Source organism: Allosphingosinicella sp., assembly GCF_036387215.1.
Classification (GTDB): domain Bacteria; phylum Pseudomonadota; class Alphaproteobacteria; order Sphingomonadales; family Sphingomonadaceae; genus Allosphingosinicella.
This window is the reverse complement of sequence record NZ_DASVUE010000235.1, coordinates 1-13,166: the sequence shown is the minus strand read 5'-3', so window position 1 is coordinate 13,166 and position 13,166 is coordinate 1. Positions and strand designations below refer to the sequence as shown.

Below are 13,166 nucleotides of genomic sequence, written 5' to 3'. Positions count from 1 at the left end.
CGCATATTCGAATGGCGACATGCCCCACCCCCCGTTCCTGGAGTAACCGAAACGGGGGGAGAGCGGAACGTCCGTTTCCACTCATCGCGAGCCTTCAATCGGAAGTCCGTCTTCCACCCGTAGCCGACATCACCGCGCTTCAAGGATCTCACGGATGACCGCTAAGCCCGCGTGCCGACGACGAGGCGTAACGGCCCCTCGAAAAACGGTTGCACCCGAAGATGGCCATATCGCTCGTCCCAGCGCCCACTCGCGAGATCGCGCGCCAGATGTTCGACGAACCGGTCGACTGCAGCCTTGGGAACGAGGCTCCAGCTGGAGCAGGCGAGCCGCGCATCGGCGTCGAGAAATGCCTCGGGGCGGCCGTAATAGGCCTCGTTGAAGCCGTCGCGGCAATTGAGCGGAACTGGAACCGGCTTCACCTCGACCTGCCCCCCTAAGGCAGTCGCGATACGATCGATGGGCGGGAAGCGAGCTGCTTCGATCTCTCTCAGCTCAGGGATGTAGTCATTCAGCCAGTAATCCTTCATCAGCGAAGGGTCGCAGACGAGAAGCACCACCGGGCCTCGCGTCACCCGACGCATCTCGGCGAGCCCCTTTTCCAGGTCGGACCATTGATGCACCGTCACCGTCGCCATGGACGCATCGAAGCTGGAATCGGCAAAGGGCAAATCCTCCGCCACGGCGACTATCGCCGGACCGAGGTGTGCCGGGCGCTGCGATCGCATCGACGCAGAGGGTTCGACTGCCGTTACCTCCCTGTCCGTCGGCTCGTAGGACCCCGTGCCCGCTCCTACGTTCAGAACGGTCCTGGCGTCTCCCAAGGCTGCAAAGATCTGTGCCGCTATTGCCGGCTCGGGCTGACGAAATCGTCCATAGGAGCGGCCGATCTCGCCATAGTCGACATCCCCCGCGCTGCCGTCGCTTCGGCGCCCCATGGTCATTACCCGCTCCAACACCTTTTCTACGTCCGAGTACCGGGTGCAGGCGTCAGACTGGACCTGGCGCGGAGTGTCGGCAAGCCACCATAGCCGAAGCTGGAGAAAGTCGGCTTTCGACCCATTGCAGACATTCAGCCGGAGCCGAGATAGATTGATAAGATGATGCAGCCGCTGTCGCTCCCACAGCAGATTCAAGCTAACTTCCCAAAGGTCGAGGCGTCCCCTGATTTTAGCGGCGAGCGCCTGTGGCTGACCTTTTACCTTTGGGGTCAGCCGGAAAACTACAGCGCCTCGCCACAGCTCTTGAGGCGGATGGGTGGCTCAACACAGGTGGCGCGGAAGGAGCCTTCCTCTATCCTAAGGTGGAAGTCCGGAAAGTAGCGGACGACATCGTGCGGTCGGCGCAATGCACAGAGAAAATGTGCGAGGAGCACCAGATCGGGATCATCCTAATCGATGCCGACGCCAGTCCCGCCGTCGAAGGCGAGCGTCCATTCGTGACGCTTTACCGAAACCCCAAATAGCCGCTTTCCACCCATTGCGGACATTGGCGAACCCTTTAACCTACGGCTATGATTGCACACCTGGCCGGGACGATCGGTGTATTCCTCCTGTTCGCGCTGCCGTGCCTGATGACTTGGGCTCCCATCTTCGCCTTCGCATATTGGCGGCGCAACTTCGGCGGTTCAAGAAGGGGGTATCTCAAAGGTTGGGTCATCACCTCGCTCGGCATGGCCGCTGCGCTGGCCCTATTGGGATTGGTGGAGCAACTGGTCCGCGCTTGAGGGACAAACGCCGGCTATCGACCCATTGCGGACATTCGCCTGAGTCGCCATGCAGCGGAATGACACGGGGTACTGAGCGGCTACGCAAGCTGCTACAACAAAATCGGCTGAAGCTACGGGCGGCGGAATTAGTCAGCCGGTGGGCTTCACAGGGTGTGGCCACCTCTCCCGTCGTCCATGAACGCTACTGGAAACTGATCGATCGCATTCGCAGGGGGCGGTCGTGGCCTCTTGATTATGTGGACGATCTAGCCGCCGCCGTCAGCGACTTCACTGGAAATTGTGACATGGTGACCATCATCGGCTGGAACTTGGAGGAAGAACCGCCGCTGCTCGTCTCCAGCCGCGCCTTGCTACAAGCGATCCACAGGATCGACAGTCTCTACCCAGATGGCTTCTGGCTCATAGATGATGACAGCCGCACTGCCTTGATGGTCGATATAGACGAGGAAGAAGGCATTCACGCCAACAGGATTGATCTGCTGGTTTGAAGCCACTTCTGGCAGGCTGCTTTCGACCATTGCGGACATTCCGGAGCAACGCTCAGAACGGGGCGATGAGGCGAAAACTTTTCATCACCGCGCTTGCCGCTGCGGCGCTTGGGGGCTGGGCAGGATGGGAGGCACGCAGCTTCTTCGCCATCGACAGTTGCCTCGATTCGGGCGGCAGGTGGGAGCATTCACGCGACCACTGCGAAGGTGCGGGACCGGCTGGCACCTGGTCCGCTTTTCACCCGTTGCGGACGTCAGAGCCGCACCTCCTGATAGGGGTCTCCGCGCTCTAGCTCCCAACACTCCACCATGTTCACGACCTCATCGAGCGGCTCATGCGCATGAGAAGTCGTGCAAAGGAAGCGTACAGGATCGGACCCGTCCCCGACCACGATCCCGTCAATAATGTCTTCTAACCGCGCGCATCCAGGCCCCACTACGGCGACGAGTGAGACCTTGTCCCGAAGGCATCGCTCGACGAACTCGTCGAGGAGTCGCTCATCAGATACCGGTGAGTGCAGGATGATCTTTCGAGCAAACGTCATGCCATCAGGTTAGTCCGCCCAGTGTCCGCTTTCGACCCATTGCCGTCATTTCGGGCGCCGGGTGCAAGGTTGACCCTCAACCGGCGGCTGGAGGGGCGTTAATGCATGTTGTCGAAGCTGCTCAGGAAATTGGTATCGAAGCTGTTATGCCTCGCTTCTTCTTCCACCTGCACAACGACATGGATGTGCTCGACGAAGAAGGTCAGGACTTCCCCGATTTGCAGACCGCTCGCGCCTTTGCGGTCGCGAACATTCGGGAGCTCCTGTGTGAGGATGTACAGCGGGGGCGGGTTCCGCTTCAGCACTGGATCGACATCGAGGATGAGGCGGGCGCGGTTCTGGCGGCAGTCACATTCCGGGAGACGGTGACGATCGAAGGTTGATCGCGTGTAGGCTCGACCGGTCTAAACCTGGGCTAGTCCCGGGAACGACCCTGTCGCCCATTCGCTTCTAACCTATGTCTAGAGGCGACGATCTTCGGACGAGCGCCCGCTACTGTCGAACGGCAGCAGCTGGAACAGCTCACCAGCCTACAGCGCATGCCCTCACGGAGATGGCAGCGACTTACGAACTAAAGGCGCTTCGGGCTGACCAGCAGGACGGCATCGCAGTAGTTGAGCAGCCTGCGGGCGGCGCTTCCTGAGGACGGCCGCAAGTCATCTGCCATCTGTGGTGAGAACACGACCTTACGCTGTCCCCGTAGTGCTGACACTCAATGCGCGTCTCCTCGCCGACGCCCGGCGTTGTCGAAGTCCTCCCAAGACGCCTCGATCGGTTCGACCCCAAAGTCTCGGGTTCCCAAGCGCCTCAGCTTTTGCGAAGCGCCCAAGGCAGTCCCGGAAGTTTGATCATCCGCTCGCCGCACGACGTGCAGGAACTGACGAATTGGCCCATTTCCCAGTGGCTGCTCCTGGTGTCCGCGGTGTGGCGGCCGAACCATTTGTGCATCGACATCAGTGGTAAATCCTTTCGGGAAGGCCCGCGGCCTCTCGCGCGCGATTGCCGTAAAGACGGGCCATCCTCAGATGTTTCGCCCGGTCGGCCTCGTCGCTGGTCCGCTCGGCCTCGTAAACGGCACCCAGCTCGAGCTCGGCATAGTAGGTAGAGTCATCGTTCATCGCGGTGAGCCCGCGAGCAACACCTGCTCGGCATCCGAGGTGGCGGCAGACAAGAGAAACGGGTGATTGCAATTCGCCGCGAAGACGCTGTAGCGCCCCGCAAGATCGAAATGCACCAGCCGGGCGACCGAGTCATCGGCGGCGCGTGCTGCGGCCAGGGAAGCACACTTCCGGCTTAGCCAATAAGCTTTATCCATCGGAGATCACCTTTCGGGTGTGCAAGCGAGAGCACCAGGTCTCTCCGTCACAGGGCGCTTGCTGAAAATGCAGGTGATGCCGCGTCGTAGCAGGTAATGCTGGAGGAAGCGAACACTGCAGTAAGAAATAGGCCCGGTCTTCACCACAGCGGACGCAGACGCCAATCCCCTCTCACCGACGCCTCCTCAGGCCATTCCTTGACTTGCGCCTGAAAGGAGCGCCCACAGCGAGGCGCAGGCTCCGGTGCTGTCTTGAAGCAGGGCCGAACCCGTGGGACGCCTCCATCTGCTCCTCACAGATCAGGTGGAGGCGTTTCGCTGCTGCCCTCGATGCACGCGGTTTGTTAATCCCTTACCTGCTAGCTGACGCGCATGGCGGCCAGTCCGGAATGCCGCCTGAGTACTCTGACTGCTCGCTCCGTTCCTCTTCGTGAGGCCAACAAGGGAGCGAGCGGTCGGACGTTCTCACCGGTTGTATCTTACCGTCTCATGCGATCCCTACGCATGATTATCGTCGCCACTAGGCCGGACGTCTGCCAGTCGTATCGAAGGGACCCGGCCAGTTGCGAGGCCACGCTCCGCTCGATCATCCGACCGCCGAATCCGATCATCTCAGGCTCGTGAGCGATTTCAGGCCCCCCGGTCTCGGCCCAGACTATGTGAACCTCCTCGTGCTCGGTTCGGCCACTCACATCCAGCGTTCCCGCGGACGCCGATAATGCGCCATGCTTGACGGAGTTCGTCGCCAGCTCATGCACAACCATAGCAAGCGTAGTGGCAGTCGCTTCTCCCACGCCCATCCGTGGGACGGCAACGCGGATACGGCCCGAAAACGCGCCGGTATCTTCGTACGGCGACAGGAGCACTGCTAGAAGATCCCCGAGCAGAGCGGCTTTCCCCTGCTCTCCAGGCAGCGGCCGGACAAGGTCGTGTGCCCGGCCGAGAGAAATGAGCCGCTGGGTCAGCTGGCCCGTCATCTCTTCTACAGTCGCAGCCGAGCGAGCGGTGATTTGAGTGAGGCCCGTGGCGATGGCCAACAGGTTCTTGACGCGATGGCTCATCTCCCCCGCGAGCAACTCACTCCCTTCTTCGGCCTGCTTCCTGCCAGTCACGTCGAGGAATATACCGAACATCGGCGCCTCGGACGCGTCAAGCTCGGCAGCCTGGCCTCGTGCTGAGATCCAGCGAATGTCCGGTCCCACCATGATGCGGAAATCGATCTCATAGGGGCCCGGCACCGAGCGCGTGGCGGTGAAAGCCGCTTGAACACGGTCACGATCGGCCGGATGGATATGGGCGGAAAGGTCGGAGAAGCTTACGGCCTCCGCCCACGGCAGGTCCCAAAGCTTGAACGCTCGGCGGTCCATCGCGAACCTGTCGTCCGTCAAATTCCAAGACCAGAGCGACACGCAGGCCGCGTCGACCGCGAGACGGAGGTGTTCAGGGCCCCAAACCTGGAGCGGGGAGTCTCCTGCGAACACGACCGCTCCTATCCGATGCCGGGGCCTGATACTCCGCCAAGCATCGCCACCTCCTTAGCCCCTTGAAAGGCGCATGGCCACGACCTCCTCTCGCACGCGTTCGACACCTGTTTCTCATTCCCTCAGCCCGTCAGCTTACGTCCATGGGCCTTTTTGCACCCGGGGAGCGGCCAATGTCGCCCGCTTTCCACCCAAAGCGGGCGCCGGTTCCCGCAGCGACGGACGACCGGCCCTTCGGCTCGCCTCAGCCTGGCGCCGCCGCGAGCGAGCGGCCCCAATGCTCGGAAAGCACCCACAGAATAAGCGTCAGCGGAAGGGCGTAGTGGAGCCAGCGGGTGCGGACGAAGGCGAGGAGGAGGAAGAACAGGATCGGAACCAGCCACCCGGCCCAGACCCGCAGCGGCTGGTCCGGGCCGTTGAAGTAGATGCCGTGCAGCGCGTAGCCGGTCTGGAACAGCGCGAAGGCGATCCATAGCGCGGGCCGGTTCTCCTCGTAGAAGGCGCCGAGGTCGATGTCCGGCGCGGGATCGTCGGGAAGGCACGCGGCCGCGACCAGGAACAGGATCATCAGCTCGGCGAACATCGAGAGGTAGAAGGGGAAATAGAGCACGATCCCGAAGCTGCGGATGCCCCAGAAGGAGAACCACATCCGGATCAGCATCACCACCACCAGCAGCGCCGACAGGAGCACGCGCCCGTCCCAACGCACCGTCCGCCAGTGCCGCACCAGCTTGTGCATGCTCATCGCCACGTCGCCGAGCGCCAGCCCGATCAGCACCGAAAGCAGCCCCAGCGCATATTCAAAAGGATTCATCGCCGCCCCCGCCGGTCTCAGGCGGCAAAGTCTACCCGGAACGCGGGCAAGGGCAACGCCTCGTTCAGCGGCTGATCTTGATCCCGCAGTCTCCATGCGTCACAGCCGCTCGATGCAGCTTACCGGCCTCCTCGTCTCCAGCCTGTCCAATCAGTTGCGCGCCGTCTCCGGATGGCTCGACAAGGCGGAGGCGTTCAGTGGGGAGCGCGGGGAGGAGCCTGACGGGCTGCTCGCGCTCCGGCTTGCGCCCGACATGTTCCCGCTGACGACGCAGCTGCGCTTCCTCGCCTTCCAGGCGCAGGAGCCGGTCTACCGTCTTCGCGGCGAGCCCGTGCCGGAGGCCGTACTTGAGGTCCGGCAGGAGGGCCGCGACGGCGGCGAGCGCCCGGGCACATGGGCGGATGCGCGCGGCCGGGTGGCGGATGCGTCGGCCTTTCTCGAGTCGATCGGCCCCGGCGAGCTCGATTTCGCGGCCGAACAGGCGATCGCGCACGATCTGCCGAACGGCATGATCTTCGACATGACGGGCGAGCAATATGTCCGCGACTGGGCGCTCCCGCAGGTCTCCTTCCACCAGATGATCGCCTACGCCATTCTCCGGCAGGCGGGCGTGCCGCTCGGCAAGGTGGATTACGTGCCGCATATGTTCGGCTACCTGCGCCCGGGCAGCGCGCCGGCCGCGTAGCCCGCAAAGGCGGGGGTCTGGACGAGAGAGAGCCGCAACATGTCTGAGGAATATGACCACGGGCGGCGGGACGGGCTCCGGCTTGCCCTGGCGGCTCTGTCGGCGGAGGAAGCGAAGTGGGCGGCTTTGCTCGGGGAGAGTCCCTCCTGGCGCACCAATGCCATCCGCGAAGTCCGGCACAAGACGCTCCAGGTTGCGCAGAAGCGTCTCCGAACAATCCTCGGCCGCCTTACCTCGAAGGGCGACGCAGGGACGAACCGGGAACTCGAGTCCGCTCTAGATGAGATCGGCCTGTGATGCTCGACGAAGCGATCCCAGCGGCGCCGCAGTCGATACTCCGCCCAACTTCACCCGGCCGGATGTCTGCGCGATGAGGATGCGCACTGCTCGGGTGGGGGTTCGGAAATGCCACCTCGGTGGCTCTGTGCGGGCGAGGCGCTCTCCGGCGATGAACAGCGCGACGGCGCCCATTGCAATGAGATGATGGCCTCCGACCGTGAACGTGATCAGCATCAGCGCCCAGCAGCTGCCGACGCACCAAAGCGCGTGAACGATGCCGAAGGAGATCGAGTCCCGCTCCGCCTTGTATCCGAAGGCCGCCAGGCTCGGCCGGCGATGGCAGCGGTTGAGGCAGCGCTGCTTGAGTGGGCTTGCCTGCCAGAAAGCCGCCGCGACCGAGGCGATCAGGACCGGAAAGGTCGTCTGAAGGAACAGCGCACGCAGCAGCAATCCCAACGCCTGCAGCGCGAGCCCGGCCACCGTCCAGACCGCTAAATAGCCGGCCAGGAACAGGAGCGAGGCTCGAACCCGGCGCGCGGCGAGGCTGCGTTGCTGGAGGTGCCGGAGCGGCGCTTCAGTGAGCGGCACCATCATCGCCGCCAGCATCAACAAAGTCGCCCCGAGCCACGAAAGAGGGGGGCTGATCGTGAATACCAGCCGCAGCGACTCGATCGACGGCGCCGGGAAAGCAAGTCTCTCCGCCGAGCAGAACATTGGCGATCGCGTTGCACCGCCGCCGGCTGTGAGGGCGATCCAGGCGCAGATGCTGGCGGCTCCGAGCGCGAGCCGCGTCGTGCGGGAATAAGCCGGCACAGCCACGCCGGCGCTTCAGGAACCCTGGCGGTAGATACCGATCCGGCCGATGCTGATCTCAGCGGATTCGGGAACCGGCTTGATCGGTATGATGCGGACGTCCAGCGAGTCCGAGTCAAGACCTTCGCGCAGGTGCAGCTGGTCTATAATACGAGTGATCTCGAACGAGTAGGTGATCCCATCTCCTGCCTGCTCGCCGTCGGATTCCGTCGCCTTGCTCACTCCGAACAGGGCGACGCTGCCGGCGAGCAGCTCGGGATGGTCTTCGGCTCGTTCCCCTTCCGGCAGGTTGATGTAGACGCTGAACGCCGCCGCGTCGCTGAGGCCCCGAACATTCTCGAGGTTCAGGAACACCCGGTCCGGAACGGACCCGCGAGGCATGTTCGAGAAAGTCTCGGTGAGTTTGGCCCTGGCTGGGGCCGCTACCCGCACGGAGGCCTGCGTGCCGGCACCCGCCACCGATAGCGGGCGGTCGTTGGCGCCGAGCAACTCGACATTTCTTGGCTTGGCCACGGCGCCCCCTATGAGAAGCTTGTCGAAAACCGTTGCGTCGAGATTGAATGTCTTCAGCCGGCGTTCGGTGCGCGACTCGGTCAGCACCGGGTCAAGATCGTCGTAGACATAGTCCATCTGGCTCAGGTCCGAAACGTCGGCCGGCGTGAAATGCCAGGTGGACCCGTTTGGCGCCGGCATGGCGAAGCGGCGCTCCCCGATGCTCGTCGGCCCCGCAAGCCAGGCTTGCTCATCCGGATTGTTGTGCCCCGCGCCGTTCCTCCACGAGGCCCAGAGCCGGTCTATATTGGCGTGGTGCAGCCAGAAGATCGGATCGAGAGCAGCGCTGTTGGGATGGGACATGACCGCTGAATAAGGCGGATCGGTATCCGGTACGGCGCCTCCGACCAGGCCGTGCACATAATCGTGAGGCTGCGTCTCGAGCCCTCCATGGACTCGGCCGCCATGTTCGAAGCCGGTCTCGACTCCTCCGAAGCCGGTCGGGCCGCCATCTGCCGCGCCTTCGAACTGCTCGTCGTGCAAAGCCTCGAGGTTTACATATTCCAGCGGCACGTACACGTTGCCGTCGTCGAACGGGCCGTACCGCGCCTCCACGAAGAGCGGATTGTCGCCCGTTCCATCCGGCCAATCGGGCGAGGCGAACTGGGGCGGGAGCTGGTTCTGTCCTGGCTTGAAGTAGTTCCAATAAGGAAGCGCCCAATCCTCGGGACCTCCGAGATCGACGATCGCGGCCCGGACGACCGCTTCGAAGGCGGCAAGGTAGCCGCGGTGCCAGGGCAGGAAATACCAGCTGCCATGTTGGCATTGCTGCCAAAAGGCGTCGTAGTCCGCGCTTCCCGGCATTTGATCGGTAGCGGGATCGAAATAGCCGAAACGCTGCCATCGGGGGGCAGCGAAGCCGTGCATTCCCGCGAAGAACCGCCAGCTCGTGCGGAGCGCCAGCGGGCGATCCTTCAGAGCCTTTACGCCGCGAGCATACCAAAGGGCCGGATCGGCCCAGTCGGACCCAAGATCGTAGATGTTGCGCCGGGTGTAAGTCACGCCGCCCCTCCGTCCAGTTATCCCGGATCGTGAACCCGAGCTGCGGCTGAAACAAGTGGAGAAGAGCCCGCCTTCCTAGCTTTTTTGGTCCGTTTCGACCGACCGTCGCATCGCACTTGTTTGGCTGAGCCACAGCGCGTGTCATTGGATCAGCCGCAGCTCTTCCTTCTTTCTGTACGGCGCCGTGATCTCATCTAATATTCTGTCTCACGTGCACGGGCCGCGGAGGGCTCCAAAGATGGCGGACGAGAATATCGAAGCCCAGTGTCGGTCGGGTCTTCCCCTGAGCGGGATCAGGATCGTTGAGCTGGCGGGGCTCGCGCCCGCGCCGTTCGCTGCGATGATGCTTGCCGATCACGGCGCCGAGGTGATCCGGATCGAGCGCGCGGGCGAGGTGCCGCCGGTCCCGCCCGACAAGGACATCCTCCGCCGCAATCGAGCCGAGATCTTGGCGCTCGACCTCAAGGCGGACGCGCATGTGGTGCGCGAGCTCGCGCGCGGGGCGCACGGGCTGATCGAGGGGTTCCGGCCCGGAGTGATGGAGCGGCTTGGGCTTGGCCCCGAAGTGCTTCACGCCGACAATCCGAAGCTCGTCTACGGTCGCATCACCGGCTGGGGGCAGGAGGGGCCGCTGAGCCGGGCCGCCGGGCACGACATCAACTTTATCGCGCTCGCCGGCAACCTCCACGGCTACGGCAGGGAAGGGGGGACGCCGGCGCCGCCCGCCAACGCAGTCGGGGATTTCGCGGGCGGCGGGATGATGCTCGCTTTCGGCATGCTCGCCGGGATCCTCTCCGGCAAGGGCCAGGTGATCGACTGCGCGATGGTGGACGGGGCCGCGCTCATCGCCGCGCAGACCTGGTCGCTGATGGCCGCGGGGATGTGGCGGGACGGGCGCGGCGTCAACCTGCTCGACGGCGGGGCGCCCTTCTACGACAGCTACGAATGCGCCGACGGCGAATATGTCGCGGTGGGGGCGCTGGAGCCGCGCTTCTTCGCGGTTCTGAAGGAGCGGCTCGGACTTTCGTCGTCGCAGGGCGATCCGGGCCTTCGCGAGGAGCTCAGCGCGACCTTCCGCCAACATCCGCGCACCCATTGGTGCACTCTTCTCGAAGGCTCCGACGCCTGTTTCGCCCCGGTCCTCAGCATGTCCGAGGCGCCCCGCCACCAGCATCTCGCCTTCCGCGGCACCTTCGCCAACATCCAAGGCCTCATTCAGCCCGCTCCGGCGCCGCGTTTCAAACCGTCCTGATCCGCCGCGGTCGTTTTGCGTTAACCGGCTTGCCGCTATAGGCTCGCCTCGTGGGGAGAGATCAGCGCCGCTCCGTCATCGCCTTCACGTCGGTCGCAGCCGCGTTCGGCTTCCTCGCGCTCGCCTCCGTCCCGACGATCGACCTCCCGATCGCTCAGTGGGCGGCAGCGCATCCGCGCGGCGGCACCTTCTGGGACTGGGGCACGCAGCTGCTCGACCTCGTCGCGCTGAAGAAGATCTCCAACTTCCTGCTCGGGCCGATCCTCCTCCTCGCCGGCGGAGCGCTGCTTCTCCTGCGGACCACCCGCCGCAACGGCTGGATGCTGCTCTACGTCGGCGCGGTCCAGTTCACGACCACGGTGGTGGCCGATCTCGCCAAGCCTTTGATCGGCCGCCTCAGGCCCGAGGAAGCGATCGCGGGCGCCGACAAATGGCTCGCCGCGGGCAATTCCTTCCCTTCCGGCCATACCGCCTTCTACGCCGGCCTGTTCTTCCCGCTGATGCTGATCGCGCCGCGCTGGACCTTCCTTTGGGCGATCCCGCCGCTGTTCATCGCAGCGGCGCGCGTTCTGGAGCACGACCATTATCTCAGCGACGTCTCCGCCTCGCTCGCGCTCGCAGCGCTCGTGGCAGGCGGCCTCGCCTTCATCCTCCGCCGTGCCGACGACTATTGATCCTTAGCAATCACAGCCACTTAGGATTCGCTTAACCCCGCTCCGATACTCTCCTCTCGATGCTGAGGCGAAGGGACTTGATCAAGGCGGGAGCCGCCGCAGGGCTGCTTTCTGCGGCCGGGCCGCTGTTCGCAGCGCCCCGCCGCACGTCCCCGATCGACGGCGATCTCCTCGACCGCGCTCTCCAGGCGATGGAGCGCAACCGGACGATCCTAGGCCGCACCGATGTCATCGCGATCGTCGATTATTCACGGCCCTCGCGGGAGGAGCGGCTGTTCCTCGTGGATATGGAAAGCGGCGTCGTCACCGGCCACCACGTCGCCCACGGCCGCGGCTCCGATCCCGCGCATACCGGCTATCTCGAACATTTCTCGAATGCGCCGGGCTCCGCGGCCTCGTCGGCGGGCGCGTACGTGACCGGTGACCTCTACCACGGCAGATACGGCCGGGCGATGCGCCTCAAGGGCGTTAGCGAGACGAACAGCAATGCCCAGAGCAGGGGGATCGTCGTCCACTCCGCGCCTTATGCGGAGCCCGAGGTGATCGACCGGATGGGAAAGCTCGGCCGAAGCGAAGGCTGCTTCGCGCTTTCCGAGCTCAGCCTGTTCCTGGTGCTTCGTCAGCTCGGGCCGGGGCGGCTGCTCTACAGCGGCCGATCCTGATCCCTACCGGTTCCGCCGCCCCTCCACCAGGGCATCGACCAGCGAGGGATCGGCAAGCGTCGAAGTGTCGCCGAGGCTTCCGAAGTCGTTCTCCGCGATCTTCCTCAGGATCCTCCGCATGATCTTGCCGCTCCGGGTCTTCGGAAGGGCGGGGGTGAAGTGGATGAGGTCAGGGCTAGCGATCGGCCCGATCTCCTTGCGGACATGCTGCCTCAGCTCCTGCTCCAGCGCTTCGTCATGCTCCTCGCCGGCGATGAGCGTCACGTAGCAGTAGATGCCCTGGCCCTTGATGTCGTGGGGATAGCCGACCACCGCGGCTTCGGCGACGCAGCGGTGCGAGACGAGAGCGGATTCCACTTCCGCTGTGCCCATGCGGTGGCCCGACACGTTGATCACGTCGTCCACGCGGCCCGTGATCCAGTAATAACCGTCCTCGTCCCGGCGGCAGCCGTCGCCGGTGAAATATTTGCCGGCGTAGGTGGAGAAATAGGTCTGCACGAACCGCTCATGATCGCCATAGACGGTGCGCATTTGCCCGGGCCATGAGCGGGCGAGGCAGAGGTTGCCCGAGGCGGCGCCTTCCAGCACCTGCCCGTCGGAGTCCAGCAGCTGCGGCTCGACCCCGAAGAAGGGCCGGCCGGCGGAGCCCGGCTTCATGTCGTGGGCGCCGGGAAGGGTGGTGATCATGATTCCCCCGGTCTCGGTCTGCCACCAGGTGTCGACGATCGGCACGCGGCCCTCGCCGACCACGTCGTGATACCAGCGCCACGCTTCGGGATTGATCGGCTCGCCCACAGTGCCGAGCAGCCGCAGCGACCCGCGGCTATGCGCCTTCACCGGAGCCTCGCCCTCGCGCATCAGCGCCCGGATCGCGG

General features: G+C 64.3%; 17 protein-coding genes. 9 read left to right on the top strand and 8 right to left on the bottom strand.

The window, feature by feature from the left end:
* Positions 1-161 precede the first annotated feature (161 nt).
* Entirely contained in the window at positions 162-944 is a 783-nt protein-coding gene (locus tag VF662_RS09305) for a class I SAM-dependent methyltransferase (RefSeq protein WP_464140183.1), read from the bottom strand.
* 569 nt (positions 945-1,513) lie between these two features.
* Here VF662_RS09305 and VF662_RS09300 point away from each other — a divergent pair.
* From VF662_RS09300 to VF662_RS09290, 3 genes are all read left to right on the top strand, one after another.
* Positions 1,514-1,726 carry a hypothetical protein gene (locus VF662_RS09300; protein ID WP_464140181.1) on the top strand — a complete coding sequence of 71 codons (213 nt, stop codon included), beginning with the start codon at positions 1,514-1,516 and terminating at the stop codon, positions 1,724-1,726.
* 59 nt (positions 1,727-1,785) lie between these two features.
* The gene (locus VF662_RS09295; protein WP_464140179.1) at positions 1,786-2,217 is read left to right on the top strand and encodes a hypothetical protein; all 432 of its coding nucleotides are present in this window, start codon (positions 1,786-1,788) and stop codon (positions 2,215-2,217) included.
* Between the two features lie 646 nt (positions 2,218-2,863).
* The gene (locus VF662_RS09290) at positions 2,864-3,145 is read left to right on the top strand and encodes a DUF6894 family protein (RefSeq protein WP_464140177.1); all 282 of its coding nucleotides are present in this window, start codon (positions 2,864-2,866) and stop codon (positions 3,143-3,145) included.
* Positions 3,146-3,715: 570 nt separating this feature from the next.
* Here VF662_RS09290 and VF662_RS09285 read toward each other — a convergent pair.
* From VF662_RS09285 to VF662_RS09270, 4 genes are all read right to left on the bottom strand, one after another.
* Entirely contained in the window at positions 3,716-3,880 is a 165-nt protein-coding gene (locus VF662_RS09285) for a hypothetical protein (RefSeq protein WP_464140175.1), read from the bottom strand.
* Entirely contained in the window at positions 3,877-4,077 is a 201-nt protein-coding gene (locus tag VF662_RS09280; RefSeq protein ID WP_464140173.1) for a hypothetical protein, read from the bottom strand. The genes VF662_RS09285 and VF662_RS09280 overlap by 4 nt, the downstream gene beginning before the upstream one ends.
* 479 nt (positions 4,078-4,556) lie before the next feature.
* Positions 4,557-5,558 (bottom strand): sensor histidine kinase, encoded by a 1,002-nt coding sequence (locus VF662_RS09275; RefSeq protein ID WP_464140171.1) that lies wholly within the window; start codon positions 5,556-5,558, stop codon positions 4,557-4,559.
* 244 nt (positions 5,559-5,802) lie between these two features.
* Entirely contained in the window at positions 5,803-6,372 is a 570-nt protein-coding gene (locus VF662_RS09270; RefSeq protein ID WP_464140169.1) for a hypothetical protein, read from the bottom strand.
* Between the two features lie 94 nt (positions 6,373-6,466).
* Between VF662_RS09270 and VF662_RS09265 the strand changes: the two genes are divergently transcribed.
* Both VF662_RS09265 and VF662_RS09260 read left to right on the top strand, forming a co-directional pair.
* Entirely contained in the window at positions 6,467-7,057 is a 591-nt protein-coding gene (locus tag VF662_RS09265) for a DUF1993 domain-containing protein (protein WP_464140167.1), read from the top strand.
* Between the two features lie 39 nt (positions 7,058-7,096).
* On the top strand, positions 7,097-7,354 hold the full coding sequence (locus VF662_RS09260) for a hypothetical protein (protein WP_464140165.1): 258 nt from the start codon (positions 7,097-7,099) through the stop codon (positions 7,352-7,354).
* Here VF662_RS09260 and VF662_RS09255 read toward each other — a convergent pair.
* Positions 7,334-7,927 carry a copper chaperone gene (locus tag VF662_RS09255; RefSeq protein ID WP_464140163.1) on the bottom strand — a complete coding sequence of 198 codons (594 nt, stop codon included), beginning with the start codon at positions 7,925-7,927 and terminating at the stop codon, positions 7,334-7,336. The genes VF662_RS09260 and VF662_RS09255 overlap by 21 nt on opposite strands.
* Between VF662_RS09255 and VF662_RS09250 the strand changes: the two genes are divergently transcribed.
* Positions 7,914-8,141, top strand: a complete 228-nt coding sequence (locus VF662_RS09250) for a hypothetical protein (protein WP_464140161.1) — start codon at positions 7,914-7,916, stop codon at positions 8,139-8,141. The genes VF662_RS09255 and VF662_RS09250 overlap by 14 nt on opposite strands.
* A 23-nt stretch (positions 8,142-8,164) precedes the next feature.
* On the opposite strand, the gene VF662_RS09245 is transcribed toward VF662_RS09250, so the two are convergent.
* Positions 8,165-9,703 carry a tyrosinase family protein gene (locus tag VF662_RS09245; RefSeq protein WP_464140159.1) on the bottom strand — a complete coding sequence of 513 codons (1,539 nt, stop codon included), beginning with the start codon at positions 9,701-9,703 and terminating at the stop codon, positions 8,165-8,167.
* Positions 9,704-9,941: 238 nt separating this feature from the next.
* Between VF662_RS09245 and VF662_RS09240 the strand changes: the two genes are divergently transcribed.
* The 3 genes from VF662_RS09240 to VF662_RS09230 all read left to right on the top strand — a co-directional run bounded on the left by VF662_RS09240 (position 9,942) and on the right by VF662_RS09230 (position 12,291).
* Entirely contained in the window at positions 9,942-10,955 is a 1,014-nt protein-coding gene (locus tag VF662_RS09240; protein ID WP_464140156.1) for a CaiB/BaiF CoA transferase family protein, read from the top strand.
* A gap of 50 nt (positions 10,956-11,005) precedes the next feature.
* Positions 11,006-11,629 (top strand): phosphatase PAP2 family protein, encoded by a 624-nt coding sequence (locus tag VF662_RS09235; RefSeq protein WP_464140154.1) that lies wholly within the window; start codon positions 11,006-11,008, stop codon positions 11,627-11,629.
* A gap of 77 nt (positions 11,630-11,706) precedes the next feature.
* The gene (locus VF662_RS09230) at positions 11,707-12,291 is read left to right on the top strand and encodes a murein L,D-transpeptidase catalytic domain family protein (protein ID WP_464140151.1); all 585 of its coding nucleotides are present in this window, start codon (positions 11,707-11,709) and stop codon (positions 12,289-12,291) included.
* Positions 12,292-12,294: 3 nt separating this feature from the next.
* Here VF662_RS09230 and VF662_RS09225 read toward each other — a convergent pair.
* On the bottom strand, positions 12,295-13,166 hold an 872-nt coding region (locus tag VF662_RS09225), incomplete at its 5' end, for an AMP-binding enzyme (RefSeq protein ID WP_464140149.1).

Excerpts from the sequence above, each read along its gene's own strand:
- VF662_RS09305 (WP_464140183.1), bottom strand. The coding sequence starts at position 944 with ATGACCATGGGGCGCCGAAGCGACGGCAGCGCGGGGGATGTCGACTAT.
- VF662_RS09300 (WP_464140181.1), top strand. The coding sequence starts at position 1,514 with ATGATTGCACACCTGGCCGGGACGATCGGTGTATTCCTCCTGTTCGCG.
- VF662_RS09295 (WP_464140179.1), top strand. The coding sequence starts at position 1,786 with ATGACACGGGGTACTGAGCGGCTACGCAAGCTGCTACAACAAAATCGG.
- VF662_RS09290 (WP_464140177.1), top strand. The coding sequence starts at position 2,864 with ATGCATGTTGTCGAAGCTGCTCAGGAAATTGGTATCGAAGCTGTTATG.
- VF662_RS09285 (WP_464140175.1), bottom strand. The coding sequence starts at position 3,880 with ATGAACGATGACTCTACCTACTATGCCGAGCTCGAGCTGGGTGCCGTT.
- VF662_RS09280 (WP_464140173.1), bottom strand. The coding sequence starts at position 4,077 with ATGGATAAAGCTTATTGGCTAAGCCGGAAGTGTGCTTCCCTGGCCGCA.
- VF662_RS09270 (WP_464140169.1), bottom strand. The coding sequence starts at position 6,372 with ATGAATCCTTTTGAATATGCGCTGGGGCTGCTTTCGGTGCTGATCGGG.
- VF662_RS09265 (WP_464140167.1), top strand. The coding sequence starts at position 6,467 with ATGCGTCACAGCCGCTCGATGCAGCTTACCGGCCTCCTCGTCTCCAGC.
- VF662_RS09260 (WP_464140165.1), top strand. The coding sequence starts at position 7,097 with ATGTCTGAGGAATATGACCACGGGCGGCGGGACGGGCTCCGGCTTGCC.
- VF662_RS09255 (WP_464140163.1), bottom strand. The coding sequence starts at position 7,927 with ATGGTGCCGCTCACTGAAGCGCCGCTCCGGCACCTCCAGCAACGCAGC.
- VF662_RS09240 (WP_464140156.1), top strand. The coding sequence starts at position 9,942 with ATGGCGGACGAGAATATCGAAGCCCAGTGTCGGTCGGGTCTTCCCCTG.